The following is a 23455-nucleotide window of genomic DNA, read 5'->3' on the forward strand; positions in this document are numbered from 1 at the left end:
GGCCGGTGGGTGCGCCGGTGGGGGTGCCGAAGGCCACGAAGTAGATGCCCAGGACGAGGAAGGCCAGGAGGGCGGCGACCTTGATGAGGGCGAACCAGAACTCCATCTCGCCGAAGACCTTGACCGAGACCAGGTTCAGGGCCAGGACCAGGACGAGGGCGATCAGGGCCCAGGCCCACTGCGGGACGGCGCCGATCCAGGGCACGTAGCGGCCGAAGAAGTTCATGTACAGGGCCGCGGCGGTGATGTCCACGATGGTGGTCATGGCCCAGTTGATCCAGTAGAACCAGCCGGAGACGTAGGCGGCCTTCTCGCCGAAGAACTCCCGGGCGTAGGAGACGAAGGAGCCGGAGGAGGGCCGGTGCAGGACGAGCTCGCCCAGGGCGCGCAGGATGAGGAAGACGAACGCGCCGCAGATCGCGTAGGAGAGCACGAGGGAGGGCCCGGCCGCGGCGAGCCGGCCGCCGGCGCCGAGGAACAGGCCCGTGCCGATCGCACCGCCGATCGCGATCATCTGGATCTGCCGGGCCTTGAGGCCCTTGTGGTAGCCCGCGTCCTCGGCATGGAGCACGTGGTCCGCCGCGTGCGCGTGGCCATGATCCTCGAGGTGGTCAGGGATGTCGGCGCCCTGGGGCTGGGCGCCCTGGGGCTGGGCAGGGTGCATGGAGGACATCAGTGTCCCTTTCACTGGGGGGATGGGGGCAGGGGGACAGGGTCAGGGGAGGGCGGCCGGGGAGGAGGCCCGGCGCCTACCGGCTCAGGTTCGCGAGCCGCTCCGGCCGCAGGAGCTCCTCGAGCCGCTCGGCGGTCAGGAGCCCGCGCTCGAGCACGAGCTCCGCGACGCCGCGTCCGCTCGCGAGGGCTTCCTGCGCGATGGAGGTCGCGGCCGCATAGCCGAGGTAGGGATTGAGCGCCGTGACGAGGCCGATCGACTGTTCGACGGACGCCCGGAGTCGCTCCTCGTTCGCGGTGATGCCCCGAACGCAGCGCTCGGTCAGCGTCTCGCACGCCGCCGTGAGGTGCGTGATGCTCTTGTGCAGGCTGTGCACGATCACGGGCTCGAAGGCGTTGAGCTGGAGCTGGCCGCCCTCGGCCGCGAGCGTGATCGTCACGTCGTTCCCGATCACCTCGAAGGCGACCTGGTTGACCACCTCGGGGATCACGGGGTTGATCTTCCCCGGCATGATCGAGGAGCCGGACTGCACGGCTGGCAGGCTGATCTCGGCGAAGCCCGCGCGCGGCCCCGAGGCGAGCAGGCGCAGGTCGTTGCAGATCTTCGAGAGCTTGACGGCCACGCGCTTGAGGACGCCCGAGAGGTGCACGAACGCGCCCATGTCCTGGGTCGCCTCGATGAGGTCGACGGCGGTCACGAGGGGCAGGCCGGTCGCCTCGCCGAGGTGGCGGCAGGCGGCCTCGGCGTAGCCGGGCGGGGCGTTGAGACCCGTGCCGATCGCCGTGGCGCCGAGGTTGATCTCGTGGATCAGGGTCGAGGCCTCGCGCAGGCGTTCGCGGTCCTCGCCGATCGTGACCGCGTAGGTGCCGAACTCTTGGCCCAGCGTCATCGGCACGGCGTCCTGGAGCTGGGTCCGGCCCATCTTCACGACCGTGCGGAACTCCGCCGCCTTCTCCGCGCAGGCGTCCTCGAGCCGCACGAGTGCGCCGAGCAGCTCCTCGATCCCGGCGACCGTGGCGACCCGGACGGCTGTGGGGTAGACGTCGTTCGTGGACTGGCTCAGGTTCACGTGGTCGTTCGGGTGCAGGTAGGCGTACTCGCCCTTCGCATGGCCGAGCAGCTCGAGCGCGCGGTTCGCGATGACCTCGTTCGCGTTCATGTTCGACGACGTCCCCGCGCCGCCCTGGATGACGTCGACGACGAACTGGTCCACGAGGTGCCCGTCGAGGATCTCGCGGCACGCGGCCTCGATCGCCTCGCCGCGCTCGGCGTCGAGCAGCCCGAGCTCGCGGTTCGTCCGCGCCGCCGCGAGCTTGACGGCGGCGAGGCCGCGCACCAGATGGCCGTTGGTCGAGAGCGGCTGCCCCGTGATCGGGAAGTTCTCGACGGCCCGCAGGGTGTGCACGCCCCAATAGGCCTCGGCGGGGACGAGCCGGTCGCCGAGAAGGTCATGGTCGGTCCGGTGTGCACCGTCCTTGGAGTCCTCGAGCGGGGTGGTCGGTTGGGTCATGGCGGCGTCGCCTTTCGGTTCTGGTGCCGGGCAGGGTCAGGTGGCTGCGGTCAGCTGGTCGGGAACGCGTCGTCGAGGGCCACGAGGCTGCCCATCGGCCGCCCGCCGCCGAGCACGTCGGGACGCGCGAGCTGGGCCAGCGGCCCGCCGTCGAGCGCCTCCGGGACGCCGAGAGCGGCGAGGGCGCGCACAGTGATCGGCATGCGGGCGCGGTCGCCGCCGTCGGCGACCTTGACGGCCACGGCGCGGCCGTCGGGCAGGCCCACGAGCTGGACGCCCTCGAAGCCGTCCTTGGCCACGGCTCCCGGCACGAGACGCATGAGGACCGTGACGTCGCGGCCCTCGCCGGCGACCATCTCGGGGTGGGTGTGCATCGCGCGGCCGACGGCGGCTTCCGCGCTCGGGCGAGCGGCGTCGCCGTCGTGCGTGGCGGCCCACTCATGCTTGGCGGCGGCACGCGCGAGGAGGCCGTAGGCGCGGGCCATCCCTGCGAGGCTCACCGCGGGCACGGGGGTTCCGCAGCCGTCCGTGCTCCAGGTCTCCGGCTCCTCGCCGGTCAGCTCGGCGACGGTTTCGGCGATGAGCCGCTGGAGCGGGTGCCCCGGGTCGAGGTACCCCGCGACGGGCCAGCCGTTGAGCGTGCAGACGGCGGCCATGGCAGCGTGCTTGCCGGAGCAGTTCTGGCACAGCCGGTCGGGCCGGCCGGACGCGCGGAGCCAGGCCTCACGCTCGGGGACGCCGTAGGGCAGGTCCGTGGTGTTGGCGAGGGCCGACGCGTCGAGTCCGTGCAGCCCGAGGATCCGCAGGGCGCCCTCGCGGTGTCCAGGCCCGCCGCTGTGGCTCGCGGCAGCCAGGGCGAGCAGGTCGTCGGTCACGCTGAGCCCGGCGCGGACGAGCGCAACGGCCTGGAGGGGCTTGAGCGCGGAACGCGGGTAGAACGGCGCGGAGTCGCCTGCCGCCCACAGGAGCCGGCCGTCAGCGTCCGTCGCGGCGATGCTGCCATAGTGCACGCTCTCGATGAGCTCCCCGCGCCATTGGACCGCGAGCGGGACGTGAGCGGGCAGGGCGCCCGCGACAGCGGGGCGCCGGAGGGCTGCGGGCAGCGTGGCTTCGGGCAGGGCGGGAGAAGGCGTCATGGTTCCTGGGGGAGTCGGAGACGGAATCAGGGGTCAAAGGGGCGGCAGGCGCTGCCCGGCGGCGGCGTCAGCCCTCGGGCGGGCTGGAGCCGAGGGAGCCGAGGGCCCGCCCGACGGCCTCGAGGTGCTCGGCCATGGCCGCGCTGGCAAGCTCGGCGGAGCCGGCCTCGATCGCGGCGAGGATCTTCTGGTGCTCGAGGTCCGAGGCGTGCTGGCGGTCGGCGATGAGATTGAGCGTCTCGGACTGGTGGGCAAGGGCCTCGCGGAGGTCCGTGACGACCGACTCGAAGACCTTGTTGCCGCTCGTCCGGGCAATGTGGCAGTGGAAGGTCGCATCGAGCGCGACCCACGCGGCGGGGTCGTCCTCGAGCGCCATGTCCGCGACGATCCCCCTGAGGGTCGCGAGGTCCTCCTCGCTCCGGCGCACCGCGGCGAGGCCCGCGGCGGGGATCTCGATGTGGGGGCGGGCCTCGGTGAGGTCCCGCGCGGAGTACCTGCCGAGGACGAGGTCGCCCGAGACGCGGCCCGAGACGACGAACGTGCCCTTGCCGGTGTGGGTCTCCGTGAGGCCGAGCGCCGCGCAGGAGCGCAGGGCCTCGCGGACGACCGAGCGGCTCACGCCGTACCGCGCCGCGAGGGCTGACTCGGACGGGAGCCTGCTCCCGACGGGAACGGTCCCCGACTCGATCTCCGAGCGGAGGTCCGCGAGCACGGCCTCGGCAGCGCTGAGGCGGGCGAGGGGCCGACGATCCGTCGTTCCGAGCCGCCCCTCAGACTGTCGAGGTGTCGTGCTGTCTGACAGGTTCACGCGAACGACTATGGCAGTCGTCACAGGAGCGTGTCAAGCGCGCGGCGAGGGAAGCCCGTGAGGATGACGTCGCCCGGGTGGAGCGTCATGAACGAGCTCGCATGGACGAGGATCTCTTCGAGGCCCCAGCTCAAATTCTCGATCCGCCCCGCGCACAGCGGCGAGCCGTCGACCGCGACGCGCAGCTCGGCGTCGTCCGCGGGCCGCCGCGTGACGATCCAAGGTCCTAGCGGGGCGGAGGAGGCGTCAGGCTGGATGCTCACCCGGCCATCCTAGGGGCGGGCCCGGTGCCCCGGCCGTCCCGGGGGTTGCGCTGGCCCGGCTGCGGAGGTCCGGGCCCGGGTTCGCTATGGTGGCCCCATGGAAGCCGTCCCGCCGCGCCGCCGCCTTCCCCGACCCGTCGCCACGGCCGCCCTGGCCATCGTCACCCTCACCCTCATCGCCGCGTGCTCGGCGGCCCCCCACACGCCCGTCTGGACCGGCGTGACGAGCGGGTCGCCGGCGGCCACGTCGGCCGGCTCGGCCTCAGCCAGCCCGAGCGGGAGCCCCACCGGCACCGCGAGCGGCGACGCCACGCCGTCGTCCGCCCCGACCTCCGGCGCGTGGAAGACATTCACCGACCCCGGCCGGACCCTGAGCTTCCAGCTTCCCGAAGCATGGATCGTCCAGTCCGTGGCCCCGGACCCGGGATCGCGGCCCGGGGCCCTGCGCTTCGACGTCAAGACCGCCGAGGGGGAACCGGTCGCGACGCTGCACACGGGCGTGCCGGTCGCGTTCGCGGAGTCGTGCCCGGAGGGGGAACGCCACGGCTACACGGTCCTCGCGAGCGAGCCGGTCGAGGTCCCCTTCGCCGACATCCCCGGTGCCATCGAGCCGCGGTTCGTCCTCCGGGCCGTCCACTCGAGGGCGTTCATCGCCTCCTACGGCCTCACCAACATGCCGACGGCGGTCGAGGGCAAGGTCTGCCAGCTGCAGAACCGGGTCTCGGGCCCGGAGACGACGGGCGGCTTCTGGTTCGCGGACCAGCCCTTCGTCGATCCGGGCTCGGCGGAGTTCGGGAGCACGCGGACGATGTTCGATACCCTTGCCGAGGTGTCGTCCTACGCAAGCTCCTCGACCGAGTTCGCCGACGCCCGGCGCATGATCATGTCGCTGAAGTTCACGTCCCAGCACTAGCCCCTTTCGGAGCCCCATGCAGCGAAACGTCAGCGCCCGCCTGTCCTTCACGACCGCGGCGCGGACCAAGCTCGCGATGGCCGTGGCCGTCGCGCGCCAGCCCGGCTACACGTCCTTCGAAGAGGAGCTCCTCATCACCTCGGACGGCGAGCGGCTCGAGGCGCGCGAGCTGCTCGACGGGCATGGCGGCCGCTTCCACGTCCTCGAATTCGGGGAGCCAGCGGAGGTCGAGGTCGTCTACACGGCCCGGGTCGGTGGCACGTGCGAGCCCGAGCCCGCCGACGAGATGGAGCTCATCCGCTACGTCAGGCCCAGCCGGTACGCCGAGAGCGACAGGCTCCTGCCGACGTCCTACGCCCAGTTCGGCTCGCTGCGCGGGATGGACCTCGTCACGGCCGTCCGAAATTGGGTGCACGGACAGCTCTCCTACGTGAGCGGGTCCTCGCGCGGCACGGACGGCGCTGTCGAGACGCTCCTGCACCGCCGCGGGGTGTGCCGCGACTACGCCCACCTGGCGATCGCGCTCCTGCGTGCCAAGGACGTGCCCGCCCGGCTCGCCGCTGTCTATGCGCCCGGTCTGCGCCCCATGGACTTCCACGCGGTGGCCGAGGCCTATGCCGACGGCGCGTGGCACGTCATCGACCCAACCGGCCTCGCGCCGCGCTCGGCGATGCTGCGCATCACGGCCGGCCGCGACGCCTCGGACACGGCCTTCCTGTCTACCGTGGGCGGGAGCCTCACGCTCAAGCGCCTCAGCGTAGGCGCCGAGGTCGAGGGCGAACTCCCCGCCGAGGACCCGGCCGCTGTCGTCCGCCTCGCCTGAGACCGCGCCCACTGGTGCAGTGTCTCTGGCGGGCATCGGGTCTGGACAGCCGTTTGGGCCATCGAGCACCGGGTACTCCCACCGGGACGGCTCAGATCGCCACCGGCCCAGAAGAGGGTGGATCGCTATGAAGTCAAAGATGAAGGTCTTCTTGGGAGTCGCCGCATTATTGCTGATCGCAGGCGGAGGCTTGTTTCTCTACACCAGCATCCGTCCTGCCCAGAGCTGGGCGGAGTACAATCCGCAGATCAGCCAGGCTGATTTCACAACGCAGATTTCCAACAAGTACTTCGCCCTTCCCCTCGGCAAGAAGCTGGTCTATGAAGCCACGAACAGGGGAGGCAGCGAGAGAATTGAGATAGAAATTCTCAAAGAGACCAAGATCATCGAAGGCATCGAGACTGTCATCTATCTGGACAGGGAATACAAGAACGGGCAGCTCGTCGAGGAAACCCGGGACTACCTGGCCCAGCACAAGAGCGGCGATGTCTGGTACTTCGGCGAAGACGTCAGCAACTTTGTGGACGGAAAATTGAAGGATCATCGGGGATCCTTCATGCACGGCAGGGACGGCGCAAAAGCGGGCATCTGGATGAAGGCCGAACAGAGGATCGGAGATTCCTACAGACAGGAATACTACCGGGGTCATGCCGAGGATATGCGAGATACTGTCGAAACCGGTCTGACCGTCTCTACGGGAATGGGCACTTTCAGAGATTGCGTCAAGGTCTATGACTGGACGCCGCTTGAGCTAACCTCCCGAGAGCACAAGTACTACTGCCCTGAGGTCAGTTCGCTGGTCCTCATTGAGGACATTTTCACTGGCAAGCGAACAGAACTCACGGATATGGTTCTGGCCAGCACGGGCTAGCGCTGCATCCGACAGGACCACATCCGACGGGTCCCCGTCCGACAGCGCCACGGAGCCCGTCGCAAGGTTCAGTCGCGCTCCGGCGCTCCCGTGCGGAGGACCTGGAAATCTGCTCCCAGTTCCACGTCAACCTCGGAGCCGTCCGGAAGGATGATCCCCACCTCATAGGCGGAGCCGGCTTCGTTCTCCCGTTCCACTTCGCCTACCTGGCCCTGGCCAACCTTCGCCAGCGCGGCTTGCCCTGCCTTGTCCCTTTCCTCGGCGCTCAGAGGCGCCCCGGAGTCGGATCCATCATCGTCCTGCTCTGTCGATACGACGTGGAACGAGCTGTTCGGCGCCACAGTGCTGGGTCCCGCCAACGATTGACTGTCGCCCAACGTGCTGCCCGCAACGGCTGCGGACGCCCCGCCCAGGGTGGCCGCGGCTGCGGCAAGGCTGGTGATCCAAAGGGTCTTCCGGTCCATGACAGTCTCCTGTTGTCTGTCCCCCGACCCACTCGATCGTTGCTTTCCCATCATCCTCCGGCGGCTCATTCGGAGGGAAGGATTGGAATGGGTGATGCACCCTGCGCTAGAGCGGGTGGTTCGCGACGACGTGCTCCCGCAGCCGTGCAGTGAGTCGCTGAAGCGCCGCGAGCTCCTCGCTGTCGAGGGCGCCGTCGAGGATCCGCGCGATCTCGCGGACGTGGGCCCGGCCGATCTCCCGCTGGAGCCCGCGCCCCGCGTCGGTGAGCCGCACGACGATGCCGCGGCCGTCCTCGGGGGCGCTCTCGCGGGTCACGAGGCCCTGCTTGTCGAGCCGCTCGACCAAACGTGAGAGGCTTGACTGGGCCAGGAGCACGTGGTCGTTGAGCTCGTTGAGGCGCAGGCCGCCGCCCGGACAGGCGCTGAGCGTGAAGAGCACGTCGTACTCCTTGATGCCGAGGCGCCGGAACGCCGGGTCGCGCGAAAGCCTGCGCATGACGGCGACCTGGGCCCGGAAGAGCGACTCCCAGGCCTCGGCGGCCTCGCGCACCGTGGGCGTTCTCATGGTCGCCCCACGCTGCCATCCGCCGCGCCCGCGCCGGCACCTGCGGTCGCGTCCGCGGGCTCACCGCCGTCGCCGGCGAGCTCGGCTGCCCGCTTCGCCGCGACCCGGGCGTCATGGGTGGGCGCCTCGGGGACGTCCGCGGGCCGGCCCTCGGCGAAGCCTGCCTTGAGCTGGGGGAGCACCTCCCCGAGGAGGTCGAGCTGCTCGAGGACCGTCCTGAGCGGGAGCCCCGCGTGGTCGACGAGGAAGAGCTGGCGCTGGTAGTCCCCGAAGTAGTCGCGGAAGGCGAGGGTCTTCTCGACGAACTCGGCCGGGCTGCCCACCGTCAGGGGGGTCTGCGCCGTGAAGTCCTCCATCGAGGGGCCGTGGCCGTAGACGGGCGCGTTGTCGAAGTACGGCCGGAACTCGCGCTTCGCGTCCTGGGAGTTCCTCCGCATGAAGAACTGCCCGCCCAGGCCGACGATCGCCTGATGCGCCTTGCCGTGCCCGTAGTGCTCGTACCGCTCGCGGTAGAGGCTGATGAGCCGGATGTAGTGCTCCTTGGGCCAGAAGATGTTGTTCGCGAAGAAGCCGTCGCCGTAGTAGGCGGCGAGCTCGGCGACCTGCGGGGTGCGGATCGAGCCGTGCCACACGAACGGCGCCACCTCGTCGAGCGGGCGCGGCGTGACCGTGAAGTTGTGCAGCGGCGTGCGGAACTTGCCGCTCCACGTGACCGTCTCCTCGTCCCACAGGCGGCGCAGGAGCGCGTAGTTCTCGATCGTGAGCTCGAGGGAGTCCTGCGGGTTCTTGCCGAACCACGGGTAGACGGGCGCTGTGTTGCCGCGGCCCAGCACGAGGTCCGTCCTGCCGCCGACGAGGTGCTGGAGCATGCCGAAGTCCTCGGCGATCTTGACCGGGTCGTTGGTCGTGATGAGCGTCGTCGCGGTGGAGAGGATGAGCCTCTCGGTCTGCGCTCCGATGTACCCGAGGAGCGTCGTGGGGGAGCTCGGGTAGAACGGCGGGTTGTGGTGCTCGCCGGTCGCAAAGACGTCCAGTCCCACCTCCTCGGCGTGCTTGGCGATCTTCACGATCGCCTGGATGCGCTCGCCCTCGGTCGGCATGCGACCCGTGGTCGGGTCGAGCGTGACGTCGCCGACGCTGAAGATTCCGAACTGCATGGGAGGGACCCCTTCCTCTGGGTGCTGGCTCTCGGTCTACCGGGAGTCTAGCAGGATAGATGCATTTGCATCTACTTGAACCGAGGCAGGGGCGGATCCATTCCCGCCCCGGGACGAGTCCCCGGGCCGTCAGGTCCTCGCCGCGCGCCGTCCGCTGACCCGGGGCACCTCGCCCGTCGTCCAGTCAGCCTGGGCGTCCCCGGCGGGTGCGGCGACGTCGTCGCCCGGCGTCCGCCCGGCGTCGTCCGTGCCGCCGTCCTCCATGGTCACCGGAGCGCGCCGCAGGTCCCGCAGGAGCCGGCGCCGCTCGAGGCGGCCCTCGACGAGCCGGTACAGCACTGGGACGATCACCAGCGTGAGCGCCGTCGAGGAGACGAGGCCGCCGATGACGACGACGGCGAGCGGCTGCGCGATGAACCCGCCGCCGCCCGTGAGGCCGAGCGCCATGGGGATCAGGGCGAAGACGGTCGCGAGGGCCGTCATGAGGATGGGCCGCAGTCGCTGGCGGGCGCCCCGCTCGATCGCCTCGGCGAGGTCCAGGGCCGCCCGGCCCGGGGAGGGCCGCCGGTACTGGTTGATGAGGTCGATGAGGACGATCGCGTTCGTCACGACGATGCCCACGAGCATGAGCAGGCCGATGAGCCCGGGCAGGCCGAGCGGGATCTGCGCGACGAGCAGGGCCGCGATCGCTCCCGTCGCGGCGAACGGGATCGAGACGAGGAGGATGAGCGGCTGCACGAGGCTCTTGAACGCGGCCACCATGATGACGTACACGATCACGATCGCCGCGAGGAGGGCGAGCCCGAGCTGGCGGAAGGACTCGGCCTGCTGCGTGCTCGCGCCGCCGACCGTGGCCGTCGCGCCGCGGTCGAGGCCCAGGGCGTCGACGCGGCGCTGGACCTCGGCGCTCACGGCCCCGAGGTTCGTGTCCTCGGGGGCGACCGAGACGGTCGCGGTGCGCTGCCCGGAGGTGCTCGTGACGGTCACGGGGACGTCGACGGCGTCCACGCTCGCGATCGCCCCGAGGGTGAGCCCGCCCGGGGCGCCGGGGATCCGGAGCGAGCGCACGGCCTCAACGCTGGTGAACTGCGTCCCGCGTCCGATCCGCACGGGGTAGTCGGTCGTGCCGAAGCGCACCGTCCCCGCGGGCAGCGGACTCGCCGTGGCGGCGAGGGCCGTCGCGATCTGCTGCTCGCTGAGCCGGGCGGCGGCGGCCTTGGCGCGGTCGACGCGCACCTGCACGACGGGCTGGCCCGCGGCGAGGTTGCTCGTCACGCCCGTCGCCCCGGGGACGCCCTCGAGCGCTGCGAGGACGTCCTCGTTCGCCGCGGCGAGGGCCTCGGCGTCGGGCGCCTTGACCGTGACGTCCACGGTCGAGGAGGTCCTGAAGCCGCCCTGCTGCCGGCCCACGCTCACGGTGCCGACGCCGTCGAGGCGGCCGACGGCGTCGCGCACCTCGGCCTGGAGCGCCTGCTGGTCGCGGTCCTCCTCGGTGATGACGGTGAAGGTCGCGTTCGAGGCGCCGGTCGAGAGGAACGCGCCGAAGCCCGTCGTCGAGTTGCCGACCGTGACCTGGACGGTCCGCACGCCGTCGGTGCCCCGCAGGAGCTCCTCGACGCGCCCTGCCGCCGCGGAGGTGGCCTCGAGGCTCGTCCCGGGCGCCATGGACTGGCGGACGGTGAAGCTGTTCTCGCCCGAGCCGCTGAGGAGGTTCGTCTGCAGGAGCGGGGTCATCGCGAAGGTCCCCAGGAGCACGAGGCCGCCCGCGATGAGTGTGAGCACGGGGTGCCGCTGGGTCGTGCGCAGGACCGGGAGGTAGCCGCGCTGGAGCGGGGAGGCCTTCTCCTTCTCCATCGCCGCGGCCGCGGCTTCGCGCGGATCGCGCGCCTGCGCCGCGCGGTGGCCCAGGAACCAGTAGGCGAGGACGGGGACGATCGTGAGGGCGACGAGGAGGGAGGCCAGCAGCGCGAGCGTCACGGTGAGCGCGAAGGGGCGGAAGAGCTCGCCCGCGAGGCTGCCGACGAAGGCGATCGGGAGGAAGACGGCGACGGTGGTCAGGGTCGACGCCGTCACGGCGCCGGCGACCTCGCGCACGCCGTCGAGGATCGCCGTCGTCTTCTCCTCGCCGTAGCCGAGATGCCGCTTGATGTTCTCGATCACGACGATCGAGTCGTCCACGACGCGGCCGATCGCTATCGTGAGCGCGCCGAGCGTGAGGAGGTTGAGCGAGTACTCGGCGGCGTAGAGGCCGATGAACGTGGCGAGGAGGGAGAGCGGGATCGAGACGGCCGTGACGAGCGTCGCGCGGACGGAGAGCAGGAAGACGAGGATCGTCAGGACGGCGAAGCCGAGGCCCAGGAGGCCCTCGGTCGTGAGGTCCTTGATCGAGGTCTCGATGAACGGGGCCTGGTCGAACACGGTCGCCAGCCGGGCGTTCGAGCCGAGCTCGGCCTCGAGCTGGGGGAGAAGGTCGCGGACCGCGTGCGAGATCGCGACGGCGTCACCCTCGGGCTTCTTCGTCACCGAAAGGGCGAGCGTGGGCCTGCCGTCCGTTCGGGTGATCGACGTCGCCTCGTCGTCCTCGAGGGCGACGGCGGCGACGTCGCGGATCGCCGTCGGCGTCTTGCCTCCGGCTAGCGGCAGCGCACCGACTGCCTCGGGCGACTCGAGCGGGCTCCCGGCCTGGAGGGAGAGCGTTCGGCCCTCCTCCTGGACCGTGCCCACGGGCACGAGGGAGCCGTTGTTCTCCAGCGCAGTGCGGATGGCGGCGACCTCGGTGCCGCGGGCCGCGAGGGCCGCCGGGTCGGGGGTGATCTGGAGGTGGCGGGTCGCCCCGCCGGTCATGTCGGCGCCGCGCACTCCCGGGATGCGCTGGATCTTCGGCACGGCGAGCTCGGCCAGCTGCGCGCTGAGCTCGCTGAGCGGCCTGTCCGAGGATGCGGCGAGGAACACGATGGGGAAGTCGCTGATGCTGCCCGCGACGGTCTGGGGTTCGACGCCGTCCGGCAGCGTGCGCCTCACGGTTGAGACGGCGCGGTCGATCTGGTTGCGGGCCCGATCCAGGTCAGTCCCGTACGCGAACGACAGCCGGATGGTCGAGACCCCCGAGCGGGAGGTCGAGGCCGAGCTCTCGAGCCCCTCGACCGCCTGGAGCGCCTTCTCGACGGGCCCGCCCACCTGCCGGTCGACGACCTCGGGGGACGCGCCGGGCATGGACGAGACGACGGTGAGCTGCGGGAACTCGATCGAGGGGATGAGCTCCTGCTTGAGGCTCCCGGCCGTGATGACGCCGAAGGCGGCGGCGCAGACCGTGATGAGCGCGATGAGCGCCCTGTTGGCCATGGAGAGGCGGGCGAGGCTGAACATCGTGCCCTTTCACGTCACGCGGCGAACGGCCCGTGCCCTGAAGGGACACGGGCCGCTGGCCGTCTACTGGGCGGGTGCTGCGAGCTGCAACGCCGAGGCGGTGCTCGCTGCGACCTCGGCCGCGAGGGTCGGATTCTCGTCGAGCTTGACGCCGTAGCCCGGCATCATCTCCCGGAGCCGGCCCTCCCAGCCCTTGTAGAACTTCGGGAAGCAGCGCCGCATGAGCTCGAGCATGATCGGCACGGCCGTCGAGGCACCCGGCGAGGCGCCGAGGAGCGCGCCGACCGAGCCGTCGCGCGCCGTGATGACCTCGGTGCCGAACTGGAGGACGCCGCCCTTGGACGCGTCCTTCTTGATGATCTGCACACGCTGGCCCGCGCTGATGAGCTCCCAGCCGTCGCCCTTGGCCTGCGGGAAGTACTCGCGCAGCGCGTCGATCTTCGCGTCTCGGCTCTTGGCGACCTCCTTGATGAGGTAGGCCGTGAGGTCCATGTTGTCCTTCGCGACCGCGAGCATCGGGATGATGTTGCCGAGGCGGATCGAGAGCGGCAGGTCCAGGAGGGAGCCGTTCTTGAGGAAGTTCGTCGAGAAGCCGGCGTACGGGCCGAAGAGCAGCGAGCGCTTGCCTTCGACGTACCGCGTGTCGAGGTGCGGGACGGACATGGGCGGGGCGCCCACGGAGGCCTGGCCGTAGACCTTGGCGTTGTGCGTCTCTGCCACGGAGTCCTCGGTGCAGCGCAGGAACTGGCCCGACACCGGGAACCCGCCATAGCCGCGGCTCTCGGGGATGCCCGATGCCTGGAGGAGGTGGAGCGCGCCGCCGCCCGCGCCCACGAACACGAACTTGGCGTGGATGCCGCCGCGCTCGCCCGAAGCGAGGTGCTTCGTGGAGACGTTCCAGCCGCCGCGGGAGCGCTCGAGGTCCGTCACGTCGGTGCCGTAGTTGACCTCGACCCCGCTGCGGTCGAGGAAGCCGACGAGCTCGCGGCTGAGCTGGCCGAAGTCGACGTCGGTGCCCTCGGCGACGCGGGTCGCCGCGACGCGCCCCGCCCCGCGGCCCTTCATGACGAGGGGCGCCCACGACTCGATGACCGCCGGATCCTCGCTGTACTCCATCGACGAGAAGAGCGTGTGCGGCTTGAGCGCGTCGTAGCGCTTCCGCAGGTAGTCGGAGTGCGCGTCGCCGAGCACGAAGCTCATGTGCGGGACCGTGTGGATGAACTGCGACGGATCGCCGATACTGCCCTCGGTCACGAGGTGCGACCAGAACTGCCGCGAGAGCTGGTACCCCTCGTTGATGCTCAGCGCCTTCGCCGGGTCAACGGAGCCGTCCTTGGCCTGAGGGGTGTAGTTGAGCTCGCAGTAGGCCGCGTGGCCTGTTCCCGCGTTGTTCCACGGCCCCGAGCTCTCGAGCCCCACGTCGTCGAGGCGCTCGAAGAGGACGATGTTCCAGCTCGGTTCCAGCTTCTTGAGGAACGCTCCCAATGTGGCGCTCATGATGCCGCCGCCGATCAAGACGACGTCGGCGGACCGGGTGGTGGAAATGAAGGTCACTGATGTCTCCCTGCGCAAATGGACCAGAGGCAGAATATCCCTCGCCCGAGCGGTTCGCTAAATCCCCTCAGGTCCCCGCGTCAAGGCTTCTGTGCCTATTTTTTGAGGCGGATCCGATTGAACATCTCGTGCAGCACGGGCGACGTCGGATAGCTCTCGACCCGGGCCGATGTGGCCACGGCGGAGATCGGGAAGGCGATGGGCACGGCGGGCACGGTTCCGGCGAGCTGGTTGTTGATGTCGACGTACGCGTTCCGGCGCTCGGCGCCGTCGGCCAAGAACCGTGCGCGCTCGATCTTGCTGAAGAGCTGGGCATCGAAGAAGCCGAACTCTCCGTTCCTCGCCCCGAACAGGGCGGTGAGGAAGTTGTCCGGGTCGGAGTACGAGCCATTGAGGCCGAGGAGGTGGAACGCGTGGTCGCCCTTGGACGTGACGCGCGTGAGGTATCCCTCCGACCATTCGACGGGCACCGGCTTGATGTTCAGCCCGACGGTCGTGAGTTGGGCGCTGAGCTCCGCGTAGATCTTCTCGGGGGTCGGCAGGTAGGAGCGGCTCACATTGAGCGGGTAGCAGAACGTGAGCTCCTCGCCCTTGTACCCGGCTTCCGCGAGAAGCCGCTTGGCCCGCTCGGGGTCGAAGCCCGGGAAGTTCGCGGACGAGTTGAAGCCCGTCACCCGGGGCGGGACGAACTGGCCGGCTGAGGATGTGTCGTCGACGAAGAACCTGCGGATGAGGGCGTCCTTGTTGATGGCGGCGGCGACCGCCTGGCGCACCTTCTCGCTCTGCAGGGGCGACGACTCCTGGTTCATCCCGAGGTAGAAGACGGAGAACGGATCCCGGCGAGCCACGGGGAGGCCACGGCGCACGAGGGCCTCCATCGTGTCCACCGTGACGGGATCGAAGCCATCCACGCGCCCGTCGACGAGGGCCTGCAGGCGGCTCTGGGGGGTGTCGTAGACGACGAAGCTCAGCGTCGCGATCTCACCGCGCTCGCCCCAGTAGCCCGGGTAGCTCACGAGCTCGACCCGGTCCGCCGAGCGCCCGGCGAAGGAGAACGGTCCCGTGCCGACCGGATGCAGGCCGTAGCGGGAGATCGGGCCCGCCGGCGTGGGCTGGTCCAGGAGGTCTGCTGTGCCCTCCGCGAGCGCCTTGGGCGAGGAGATGGCGAAGGCCGGCATCGTGAGGGCATCGAGGAACGCCGTGAGGGGGCGCGTCAGCTCGATCCTGACCTCGTGGGCCGAGACCACCGTGCACGACTTGAAGACCGAGAGGTCCGCCTGGTCGGCGTGCGCGCGGAACACGGACGTGAAAGCCATCGTCGGGTTCGCGGCCCGGAACTCCGGCGGCGCGGCGAACCACCGGTCGACGTTCGCCTTGACCGCCGCCGCGTCGAAGGGCGTCCCGTCGTGGAAGGTGACGCCTTCGCGCAGGGTGAACGTGTAGGCGTGGCCGTCGTCGCTCGCGGTCCAGGACGTCGCGAGGGCGGGGGAGGGCTGCGACGTCGTGAGGTCCGCGGCGACGAGGCCCTCGAGCACCTGGCGCGAGACGCGCCACGACTCGAGGTCCGACGTCGCGGCTGGGTCGAGCGATGCGGGGGCGGCCGGGACGGCGAAGACGAAGGCCTCGGTGGGCTCCGCGGACGACGGCGTGGGGCTGGGCGCGGGGGAGGGCTGCGGCTGCGGCGTGCACCCGGTCAGGACGAGGGCGCCGACCGCCGCCTGCAGTACACCCCTGCGACCAATGCTTCCCGACACTGCGCTCCCTGCCACTGCCTGCCTTTCCCTGCGCCCCGCCCGCTGGTGCTGTCCCCGCCTGCCCGCGGGCGGCCTTCCGGCCGGCCAAGCCGCGGAAAGGGCAGGCGGGCGGAGGGCCCGTGGACGGGAGATCCGAAGAGTGCGCGAGGAGGGACTTGAACCCTCACGTCCGAAGACACAGGAACCTAAATCCTGCGTGTCTGCCAATTCCACCACTCGCGCAGTGTTCCCGCGCCGGGCGGGACCGCCCGGCCAGTCTACCGGGCGCCCGTGCTGAAGAAACTCCTGTGGCGCGGGGCACGCGACTGGCCTCGTCCTAGGCTAGGCGCCCGCCGTGGCCGCGATCTTCAGGTCGCGGTGCAGCTTGGCCACGTGTCCCTTGGCGCGCACGTTGTACTGCGCGAGCCCGATGCGCCCGTCCGGCTCGACGACGAACGTGCTCCGGATGAGCCCCTGGTAGGTGCGGCCGTAGTTCACCTTCTCGCCCCACGTGCCGTAGGCCTCTGCGACGGCGTGGTCCTCGTCGGCGAGGAGGAGGAAGCCGAGCTCCCGCTCGCGGGCGAAGGTCCGGACGGCGTCGGCCGGATCGGGGGAGACGCCGACGACGGTGTACCCGGCGCCGGCGAGGGAGGCGAGGCTGTCCCGGAAGTCGCACGCCTGCTGCGTGCACGCCGGGGTGTCGACCTGCGGGAAGAAGTAGAGGAGGACGCGCTGCCCCGAGAGGTCCGCGAGGGACGTGGTCCCGCCGGCCGAGTCGGGGAGGGAGAAGCCGGGAGCGGGGTCGCCCGCAGTGAGGCGGTGCTGTGGTGCTGACGTGGTCATCGGCCCAGCGTAGCGCCGGGCGATGCGGCCGTCGGAGGCGGTGATGCACCTCACCCGTCAGGGTGCCCCGGCCGATTTCACTTGCCGCTGGAAGTCGTGTAGAGTTTCATGTCGTTGCGGGGCACGGCGACGGACCGAAAGGGACGGCGCAGGGCACGCACGGAACGCGCCTCTAGCTCAACTGGCAGAGCAATTGACTCTTAATCAATGGGTTCCGGGTTCGAGTCCCGGGGGGCGCACACAAGAGAACGAAGGGCTCCGGCTGATGCCGGGGCCCTTCGGCGTTCAAGGGGCCAGCCCGCTGCTCAGCCCGTCCGGCGCTGCTCAGCCCGTCCGGCGCGGCGCGAGGATCCGGTGGCGCCCCCGGCGCGCGATCGAGGCGTCCTCGTGCAGGATCATCCAGGTCCCGAGGGCGAGCGCGATGCAGGCCGAGATCAGAATGAGCAACCAGTCCATAGCGGTTCCTTCGCGCGGCCCCCGTCCTGTGGGGGCGGATGAGGCCATTGAACGATGGGCCGTTTCGGCGTGTCCACCACCAGCGCCGGAGCAGATTCGGCGTGTCGCGCTGCTCGCCGCCGGGACGTGCTGTGGGCTCGGCCCGGCGGGGTCAGAGGGCGGCGAGCTCCTCGAGGAATGCGGCGAGGTCGGCGGCGTCGTCCTCCTGGTGGAGCGTTCCGGCCGACGCCCCCGCATGGGGCAGCGCGCAGTCGGCGCGCAGCGTGAAGGTCACGACCCGGCCCGTGCTCGTGGCGACGTCGTACGCCCCCTGCCCGACCACGGTGACGTACGCGAGATTCGTCAGGTCGATCGTCGCCGGCTGGCCGGCGGGGGCGAGACTCGTCCGGTCGAAGGGCGCGAGCACGAGTTCGACGGGCCGGCGCCGGTAGCCGAGGACGAGCCCCCGCGGCGCCGGCGCGCCCGGGACCTGCCCGGTCACGGTTCCCCCGCACTCCGTCGCGCACACGAGGTTGTAGTCGCCGTAGTTCGGGATCTGGCCGTCGAAGACACGGTGGAGCGCGGCCTTCAGCCGGTCGTCGGACTCCGCGTCCGGACGGCCGGACTCTGCTGTGCTCACGTCGCTGCTCACGCCAGGAGGCTCCTTTCGCCGCCCCCAGTCTACGGACAGGGGGTATGGCGGGGGCAGCTCGCGAGCGATACTGGGTCACCGCGCGGCGGGCTGACCCGGCAGTGGGGCCGACCCTAGACTGTGGCCCATGACCGACGAGAGCCAGGCCACAGCACCAGGATCCAGCGGAGACATCGACATCAAGCCCCGCAGCCGCGCGGTCACCGACGGCATCCACGCGGCCCCGTCGCGCGGCATGCTGCGCGCCGTCGGCTTCGGCGACGAGGACTTCGCCAAGCCCCAGATCGGCGTGGCGAGCTCGTGGAACGAGATCACCCCCTGCAACCTCTCGCTCGACCGCCTCGCCAAGGCCGCCAAGGAAGGGGTCCACGCGGCCGGCGGGTTCCCCCTGCAGTTCGGCACCATCTCCGTCTCCGACGGCATCTCGATGGGCCACGAGGGCATGCACTTCTCCCTGGTCTCCCGGGAGGTCATCGCGGACTCGGTCGAGACCGTCATGCAGGCCGAGCGCATCGACGGCTCGGTGCTCCTGGCTGGCTGCGACAAGTCGCTCCCGGGCATGCTCATGGCCGCCGCCCGTCTGGACCTCGCGAGCGTCTTCCTCTACGCCGGGTCGATCATGCCCGGCTGGGTCAGGCTCGAGGACGGCACCGAGAAGGACGTCACGCTCATCGACGCCTTCGAGGCGGTCGGCGCCTGTGCCGCGGGCAGGATGTCCCACGGGGACCTCGACCGGATCGAGCGCGCCATCTGCCCCGGCGAGGGCGCGTGCGGCGGCATGTACACCGCCAACACGATGGCCAGCGTCGCCGAGGCACTCGGCATGTCGCTCCCGGGTTCGGCCGCCCCGCCCTCGGCCGACCGCCGCCGCGACATGTTCGCGCACCGCTCGGGCGAGGCCGTCGTCAACCTCCTGCGCAGCGGCATCACCGCCCGCGACATCCTGACCCGCGAGGCGTTCGAGAACGCGATCGCCGTCGCCATGGCCTTCGGCGGCTCGACGAACGCCGTCCTGCACCTGCTCGCGATCGCCCGCGAGGCCGAGGTCGGGCTGGAGCTCGAGGACTTCAACCGCATCGGTGACCGCATCCCGCACCTCGGCGACCTCAAGCCCTTCGGCCGCTACGTCATGAACGACGTCGACCGCGTCGGCGGCGTGCCGGTCATCATGCGCGCCCTGCTCGACGCCGGGCTCCTGCATGGGGACGCCCTCACCGTCACCGGCAGGACCGTCGCGGAGAACCTCGCAGAGATCGACCCGCCGGACCTGGACGGCAAGATCCTCCGCGCGCTGGACAACCCCATCCACGCGACGGGCGGCATCTCGATCCTGCACGGCTCGCTCGCGCCGCAGGGAGCCGTGGTCAAGACGGCGGGCTTCGACGCCGAGGTCTTCGAGGGCACGGCCCGCGTCTTCGAGCGCGAGCAGGGCGCGCTGGACGCGCTCGACGCCGGCCGGATCGCGGCGGGCGACGTCGTCGTGATCCGCTACGAGGGTCCCAAGGGTGGCCCGGGCATGCGCGAGATGCTCGCCATCACCGGCGCGATCAAGGGCGCCGGCCTGGGCAAGGACGTCCTCCTGCTGACCGATGGCCGCTTCTCCGGCGGGACGACGGGGCTGTGCATCGGGCACGTCGCGCCAGAGGCGGTCGACGCCGGCCCCATCGCCTTCGTGCGCGACGGCGACCGGATCCGCGTGGACATCCCCTCACGCACCCTTGACCTGCTGGTCGCCGACGCCGAGCTCGCGCGGCGCAGGGAGGGCTGGGAGCCGATGCCCGCGCGCTACACCCGCGGCGTGCTCGCGAAGTACGCCAAGCTCGTCCACTCGGCGAGCGAGGGCGCCGTCGTGGGCTGACAGCGGGGGCGCCAGTGCGCGGAAGCGCGCCGCGCGGTCTCACGTACTGGAAGAGGGTCCGCAATGTGAGATGCCCGTGGGGCAAATTGACACTCTCGCGGGCCAGCGGCAAGACTGTGGGCATGCAGACCGAACCGACCGGCATGGTGCTCGATGTCGTCGTCCTTGCCAAGCGCGTGGCTCACTGAGCCCGTCTGGCACGATCTGTCACGCGCAACCCCTCGCAAAGCCTCAAGGCTGCAGGGGTTGTTTTTATTTGAGCACAGCACTTCGCCACGAAGATCCTAAGGAAGAGACTGATGAGCAAAGGAACGCCGATCAGCCCATCGCTGATGGCTTCGAAGCCGTCCGCGGCCAAGGCCGCGGATTCCGTCGACACCGTCGACTCTGCCTCTGCCGTCCTGGGGCCCAACCGCGTCGTTGGGCCCACAGAGATGACTGGATCTGAAGCAATTGTCCGCTCGCTCGAGGAACTGGGCGTGGATGATGTCTTTGGTCTTCCGGGCGGCGCGATCCTGCCGACCTACGACCCTCTGATGGCTTCGAAGATCAACCACGTGCTGGTGCGCCACGAGCAGGGCGCAGGCCACGCTGCCCAGGGGTATGCGATGGTCACCGGCCGTGTGGGAGTCTGCATCGCGACGTCGGGTCCGGGCGCCACCAACCTGGTGACCGCGATCGCCGACGCGCACATGGACTCCGTTCCCCTCGTCGCAATCACCGGCCAGGTCTCGAGCGCGGTCATCGGCTCGGACGCCTTCCAGGAAGCGGACATCGTGGGCATCACCATGCCCATCACGAAGCACTCCTTCCTCGTCACGAAGGCCGAGGACATCCCGCGCACGCTCGCCGAGGCCTTCCACCTCGCCTCGACCGGCCGCCCGGGGCCCGTCCTCGTGGACATCACCAAGGACGCCCAGCAGGCCAAGACGACGTTCAGCTGGCCGCCCAAGATCGACCTGCCCGGCTACCGCCCCGTGACACGCGGCCACAGCAAGCAGGTGCGCGAGGCCGCCCGGCTCATCGCGGCCTCGTCCAAGCCCGTCCTCTACGTCGGCGGCGGCGTGGTCAAGGCGCACGCCTCGGCCGAGCTCCTGGCCCTCGCGGAGGCGACCGGCGCCCCCGTCGTGACGACGCTCACGGCGCGCGGCGCGTTCCCGGACTCGCACCCGCAGCACGTCGGCATGCCGGGCATGCACGGCGGCGTCGCCGCGGTGACGGCCCTGCAGCAGGCCGACCTTCTCGTCACCCTCGGCGCCCGGTTCGACGACCGCGTCACCGGCGTCCTGAGCACGTTCGCGCCGAACGCCAAGGTCATCCACGCGGACATCGACCCCGCCGAGATCTCCAAGAACCGCACGGCGGACGTGCCGATCGTGGGCTCCGTCAAGGAGATCATCCCCGAGCTCACCGAGGCGGTCCGCGCGTCCGGGGCCGCTCCCGACCTCGGACCGTGGTGGTCGTTCCTGCGCCGCCTCCTCGAGGACTACCCCCTCGGCTGGACCGAGCCCGAGGACGGACTCATCGCGCCGCAGCGCATCATCAAGCGCCTCGGCGAGCTCACCGGCCCCGAGGGCGTCTACGTCGCCGGCGTCGGCCAGCACCAGATGTGGGCCGCCCAGTTCATCCGGTACGAGCGCCCCCACGCGTGGCTCAACTCGGCCGGGCTCGGCACGATGGGCTACTCGGTCCCGGCGGCCATGGGCGCCAAGGTGGGCGACCCCGACCGCGTGGTGTGGGCGATCGACGGCGACGGCTGCTTCCAGATGACCAACCAGGAGCTCGCCACCTGCGCCCTGAACAACATCCCGATCAAGGTCGCGGTCATCAACAACTCCTCGCTCGGCATGGTGCGCCAGTGGCAGACCCTCTTCTACGACGGCCGCTACTCGAACACGGACCTGCACACGGGCCACGAGACCGTGCGCATCCCGGACTTCGTCAAGCTCGGCGAGGCCTACGGCTGCGCGTCCTTCCGCGTCGAGCGCGAGGAGGACATCGACGCCGTGATCAAGGAAGCGCTCGAGATCAACGACCGCCCGGTCGTGATCGACTTCGTCGTGAGCCCCAATGCGATGGTGTGGCCCATGGTGCCCGCCGGCGTGAGCAACGACCTGATCCAGGTCGCCCGCAATTCCACCCCCGATTGGGAAGAGGAGGACTGAGTGTCCCGCCACACCCTGTCCGTGCTGGTTGAGGACAAGCCGGGCGTCCTGACGCGCGTCGCCGGCCTCTTCGCCCGCCGGGCCTTCAACATCCACTCGCTCGCCGTCGGCCCGACGGAGGTGGACGGCGTCTCGCGCATCACCGTCGTGGTCGACGCGGAGGGCGACCTCCTCGAGCAGGTCACGAAGCAGCTGAACAAGCTCGTGAACGTCATCAAGATCGTCGAGCTCGTGCCCGAGAACTCGGTCCAGCGCGACCACGTCCTCATCAAGGTCCGGGCCGATGCGGTCACGCGCCTCCAGGTGACGCAGGCCGTCGACCTCTTCCGGGCGTCGATCGTCGACGTCTCGACCGACTCCCTCGTGGTCGAGGCCACGGGGACCACCGAGAAGCTCGACGCGCTCCTGGGCGTCCTCGAGCCCTTCGGCATCCGCGAGATCGTCCAGTCGGGCACCCTCGCAGTCGGCCGCGGCTCGCGGTCCATGAGCGACCGCGCGCTGCGCGCGAGCTGAGAACTTCGCACACCTTCCAACGCAAGCCAAGGAGACACCAAGTGACTGAGCTGTACTACGACGACGACGCCGACCTGTCGATCATCCAGGGCAAGAAGGTTGCCGTCATCGGCTACGGCAGCCAGGGCCACGCCCACGCCCTCAACCTGCGCGACTCGGGCATCGACGTCCGCGTCGGCCTCAAGGAGGGCTCCAAGAGCCGCCCGAAGGCCGAGGAGGAGGGCCTGCGCGTCCTGACCCCGCGCGAGGCCGCGGAGGAGGCCGACGTCGTCGTCATCCTCGCCCCGGACCAGGTGCAGCGCCACCTGTACGCCGAGGACATCGCCCCGGCCCTCAAGGACGGCGACGCCATCGTCTTCGGCCACGGCTTCAACATCCGCTTCGGCTACATCCAGCCGGCGGCTGGCGTCGACGTCATCCTCGTCGCCCCGAAGGCGCCGGGCCACACCGTGCGCCGCGAGTACGTCGCGGGCCGCGGCATCCCGGACATCATCGCCGTCGAGCAGGACGCCACGGGCAAGGCCTGGGACCTCGCGAAGTCCTACGCGAAGGCCATCGGCGGCACCCGCGCCGGCGTCATCAAGACGACCTTCACCGAGGAGACCGAGACGGACCTCTTCGGCGAGCAGGCCGTGCTCTGCGGCGGTGTCTCCCACCTCGTCCAGGCGGGCTTCGAGACGCTGACCGAGGCCGGCTACCAGCCGGAGATCGCCTACTTCGAGGTCCTCCACGAGCTCAAGCTCATCGTGGACCTCATGTGGGAGGGCGGCATCGCCAAGCAGCGCTGGAGCGTCTCCGACACGGCCGAGTACGGCGACTACGTCTCCGGCCCGCGCGTCGTGACCCCGGCGGTCAAGGAGTCGATGAAGGAGATCCTCGCCGACGTCCAGTCCGGCGCGTTCGCCAAGCGCTTCATCGACGACCAGGACAACGGCGCCAAGGAGTTCCTCGAGCTCCGCGAGAAGGAGGCGCAGCACTCGATCGAGGCCACGGGCCGCGCGCTGCGCTCCCACTTCTCCTGGAAGCAGCAGGACGCCGACTACACCGAGGGCTCCGCGGCCCGCTAGCCGGCCGGGGCGGCGGCGGGCGCGTGAAGCGCCCGCTAGCCGCCCGCCCCCGTCCCCACTGCACCTTCATCCTCATCCCCCTGACA

21 protein-coding genes and 2 tRNA genes are annotated in these 23455 nt (G+C 70.5%); 8 read left to right on the plus strand and 15 right to left on the minus strand.

Annotated features, from left to right (window positions below; all coding sequences use genetic code 11):
* From BV907_RS00005 to BV907_RS00025, 5 genes are all read right to left on the minus strand, one after another.
* Positions 1-673 (minus strand): amino acid permease (locus BV907_RS00005; RefSeq protein ID WP_245827701.1); only part of this gene is annotated, 673 nt, incomplete at its 3' end.
* A gap of 76 nt (positions 674-749) precedes the next feature.
* Positions 750-2183, minus strand: a complete 1434-nt coding sequence (aspA, locus tag BV907_RS00010) for an aspartate ammonia-lyase (RefSeq protein WP_077487621.1) — start codon at positions 2181-2183, stop codon at positions 750-752.
* A 50-nt stretch (positions 2184-2233) separates the two neighbouring features.
* Positions 2234-3319, minus strand: a complete 1086-nt coding sequence (locus tag BV907_RS00015) for an asparaginase (protein ID WP_077487622.1) — start codon at positions 3317-3319, stop codon at positions 2234-2236.
* Positions 3320-3386: 67 nt separating this feature from the next.
* Complete coding sequence (locus BV907_RS00020) at positions 3387-4127, minus strand: FadR/GntR family transcriptional regulator (protein ID WP_077487623.1); 741 nt, start codon at positions 4125-4127, stop codon at positions 3387-3389.
* Positions 4128-4147: 20 nt separating this feature from the next.
* A complete protein-coding gene (locus tag BV907_RS00025) occupies positions 4148-4390 on the minus strand; it encodes a fumarylacetoacetate hydrolase family protein (protein WP_077487624.1) in 243 nt (80 codons plus the stop codon).
* A 97-nt stretch (positions 4391-4487) separates the two neighbouring features.
* On the opposite strand from BV907_RS00025, the gene BV907_RS00030 reads away from it, so the two are divergent.
* The 3 genes from BV907_RS00030 to BV907_RS00040 all read left to right on the plus strand — a co-directional run bounded on the left by BV907_RS00030 (position 4488) and on the right by BV907_RS00040 (position 6997).
* Positions 4488-5303 (plus strand): hypothetical protein, encoded by an 816-nt coding sequence (locus BV907_RS00030; RefSeq protein ID WP_077487625.1) that lies wholly within the window; start codon positions 4488-4490, stop codon positions 5301-5303.
* A gap of 16 nt (positions 5304-5319) precedes the next feature.
* Positions 5320-6126: a transglutaminase-like domain-containing protein gene (locus tag BV907_RS00035; RefSeq protein ID WP_077487626.1), complete on the plus strand. Its 807-nt coding sequence runs from the start codon at positions 5320-5322 to the stop codon at positions 6124-6126.
* Between the two features lie 139 nt (positions 6127-6265).
* Positions 6266-6997, plus strand: a complete 732-nt coding sequence (locus BV907_RS00040; RefSeq protein WP_245827702.1) for a hypothetical protein — start codon at positions 6266-6268, stop codon at positions 6995-6997.
* Positions 6998-7065: 68 nt separating this feature from the next.
* Here BV907_RS00040 and BV907_RS00045 read toward each other — a convergent pair whose 3' ends face one another.
* From BV907_RS00045 to bcp, 8 genes are all read right to left on the minus strand, one after another.
* Positions 7066-7461 carry a PepSY domain-containing protein gene (locus BV907_RS00045; RefSeq protein ID WP_077487628.1) on the minus strand — a complete coding sequence of 132 codons (396 nt, stop codon included), beginning with the start codon at positions 7459-7461 and terminating at the stop codon, positions 7066-7068.
* A gap of 106 nt (positions 7462-7567) precedes the next feature.
* Positions 7568-8026: a MarR family winged helix-turn-helix transcriptional regulator gene (locus tag BV907_RS00050; protein ID WP_077487629.1), complete on the minus strand. Its 459-nt coding sequence runs from the start codon at positions 8024-8026 to the stop codon at positions 7568-7570.
* A complete protein-coding gene (locus tag BV907_RS00055) occupies positions 8023-9183 on the minus strand; it encodes an LLM class flavin-dependent oxidoreductase (protein WP_077487630.1) in 1161 nt (386 codons plus the stop codon). The genes BV907_RS00050 and BV907_RS00055 overlap by 4 nt, the downstream gene beginning before the upstream one ends.
* Before the next feature lie 129 nt (positions 9184-9312).
* Positions 9313-12549 (minus strand): efflux RND transporter permease subunit, encoded by a 3237-nt coding sequence (locus BV907_RS00060; RefSeq protein ID WP_077487631.1) that lies wholly within the window; start codon positions 12547-12549, stop codon positions 9313-9315.
* A 63-nt stretch (positions 12550-12612) separates the two neighbouring features.
* Entirely contained in the window at positions 12613-14103 is a 1491-nt protein-coding gene (locus BV907_RS00065) for a malate:quinone oxidoreductase (protein ID WP_077487632.1), read from the minus strand.
* 95 nt (positions 14104-14198) lie between these two features.
* Positions 14199-15857 (minus strand): ABC transporter substrate-binding protein, encoded by a 1659-nt coding sequence (locus tag BV907_RS00070; protein ID WP_245827703.1) that lies wholly within the window; start codon positions 15855-15857, stop codon positions 14199-14201.
* Between the two features lie 140 nt (positions 15858-15997).
* Positions 15998-16079, minus strand: a tRNA-Leu gene (locus BV907_RS00075).
* A 99-nt stretch (positions 16080-16178) separates the two neighbouring features.
* Entirely contained in the window at positions 16179-16679 is a 501-nt protein-coding gene (gene bcp / locus BV907_RS00080; protein ID WP_077487944.1) for a thioredoxin-dependent thiol peroxidase, read from the minus strand.
* 166 nt (positions 16680-16845) lie between these two features.
* Here bcp and BV907_RS00085 point away from each other — a divergent pair.
* Positions 16846-16918, plus strand: a tRNA-Lys gene (locus BV907_RS00085).
* Between the two features lie 85 nt (positions 16919-17003).
* On the opposite strand, the gene BV907_RS19510 is transcribed toward BV907_RS00085, so the two are convergent.
* Positions 17004-17135 (minus strand): hypothetical protein, encoded by a 132-nt coding sequence (locus BV907_RS19510; protein WP_281250827.1) that lies wholly within the window; start codon positions 17133-17135, stop codon positions 17004-17006.
* A 151-nt stretch (positions 17136-17286) separates the two neighbouring features.
* Positions 17287-17766: a hypothetical protein gene (locus tag BV907_RS00090; protein WP_077487633.1), complete on the minus strand. Its 480-nt coding sequence runs from the start codon at positions 17764-17766 to the stop codon at positions 17287-17289.
* 127 nt (positions 17767-17893) lie between these two features.
* On the opposite strand from BV907_RS00090, the gene ilvD reads away from it, so the two are divergent.
* The 4 genes from ilvD (at position 17894) to ilvC (ending at position 23369) form a co-directional block, all read left to right on the plus strand.
* On the plus strand, positions 17894-19624 hold the full coding sequence (ilvD, locus tag BV907_RS00095; protein ID WP_077487634.1) for a dihydroxy-acid dehydratase: 1731 nt from the start codon (positions 17894-17896) through the stop codon (positions 19622-19624).
* 299 nt (positions 19625-19923) lie between these two features.
* Positions 19924-21789: an acetolactate synthase large subunit gene (locus tag BV907_RS00100; protein WP_077487635.1), complete on the plus strand. Its 1866-nt coding sequence runs from the start codon at positions 19924-19926 to the stop codon at positions 21787-21789.
* A complete protein-coding gene (gene ilvN / locus BV907_RS00105; RefSeq protein ID WP_077487636.1) occupies positions 21790-22302 on the plus strand; it encodes an acetolactate synthase small subunit in 513 nt (170 codons plus the stop codon).
* The gene (ilvC, locus tag BV907_RS00110; protein WP_077487637.1) at positions 22299-23369 is read left to right on the plus strand and encodes a ketol-acid reductoisomerase; all 1071 of its coding nucleotides are present in this window, start codon (positions 22299-22301) and stop codon (positions 23367-23369) included. Before ilvN ends, ilvC begins: the two co-directional genes overlap by 4 nt.
* The last annotated feature ends 86 nt before the right edge of the window (positions 23370-23455 follow it).

The sequence above is a fragment of the Sinomonas mesophila genome (assembly GCF_001999765.1).
In the GTDB taxonomy this organism is placed as follows: domain Bacteria; phylum Actinomycetota; class Actinomycetes; order Actinomycetales; family Micrococcaceae; genus Sinomonas; species Sinomonas mesophila.

Bases quoted from the DNA above. Each gene is read 5' to 3' on its own strand.
- aspA (WP_077487621.1), bottom strand. From the start codon at position 2,183: ATGACCCAACCGACCACCCCGCTCGAGGACTCCAAGGACGGTGCACAC.
- BV907_RS00015 (WP_077487622.1), bottom strand. From the start codon at position 3,319: ATGACGCCTTCTCCCGCCCTGCCCGAAGCCACGCTGCCCGCAGCCCTC.
- BV907_RS00030 (WP_077487625.1), top strand. From the start codon at position 4,488: ATGGAAGCCGTCCCGCCGCGCCGCCGCCTTCCCCGACCCGTCGCCACG.
- BV907_RS00035 (WP_077487626.1), top strand. From the start codon at position 5,320: ATGCAGCGAAACGTCAGCGCCCGCCTGTCCTTCACGACCGCGGCGCGG.
- BV907_RS00040 (WP_245827702.1), top strand. From the start codon at position 6,266: ATGAAGGTCTTCTTGGGAGTCGCCGCATTATTGCTGATCGCAGGCGGA.
- BV907_RS00045 (WP_077487628.1), bottom strand. From the start codon at position 7,461: ATGGACCGGAAGACCCTTTGGATCACCAGCCTTGCCGCAGCCGCGGCC.
- BV907_RS00050 (WP_077487629.1), bottom strand. From the start codon at position 8,026: ATGAGAACGCCCACGGTGCGCGAGGCCGCCGAGGCCTGGGAGTCGCTC.
- BV907_RS00055 (WP_077487630.1), bottom strand. From the start codon at position 9,183: ATGCAGTTCGGAATCTTCAGCGTCGGCGACGTCACGCTCGACCCGACC.
- BV907_RS00060 (WP_077487631.1), bottom strand. From the start codon at position 12,549: ATGTTCAGCCTCGCCCGCCTCTCCATGGCCAACAGGGCGCTCATCGCG.
- bcp (WP_077487944.1), bottom strand. From the start codon at position 16,679: ATGACCACGTCAGCACCACAGCACCGCCTCACTGCGGGCGACCCCGCT.
- BV907_RS19510 (WP_281250827.1), bottom strand. From the start codon at position 17,135: ATGGACTGGTTGCTCATTCTGATCTCGGCCTGCATCGCGCTCGCCCTC.
- ilvD (WP_077487634.1), top strand. From the start codon at position 17,894: ATGACCGACGAGAGCCAGGCCACAGCACCAGGATCCAGCGGAGACATC.
- BV907_RS00100 (WP_077487635.1), top strand. From the start codon at position 19,924: ATGAGCAAAGGAACGCCGATCAGCCCATCGCTGATGGCTTCGAAGCCG.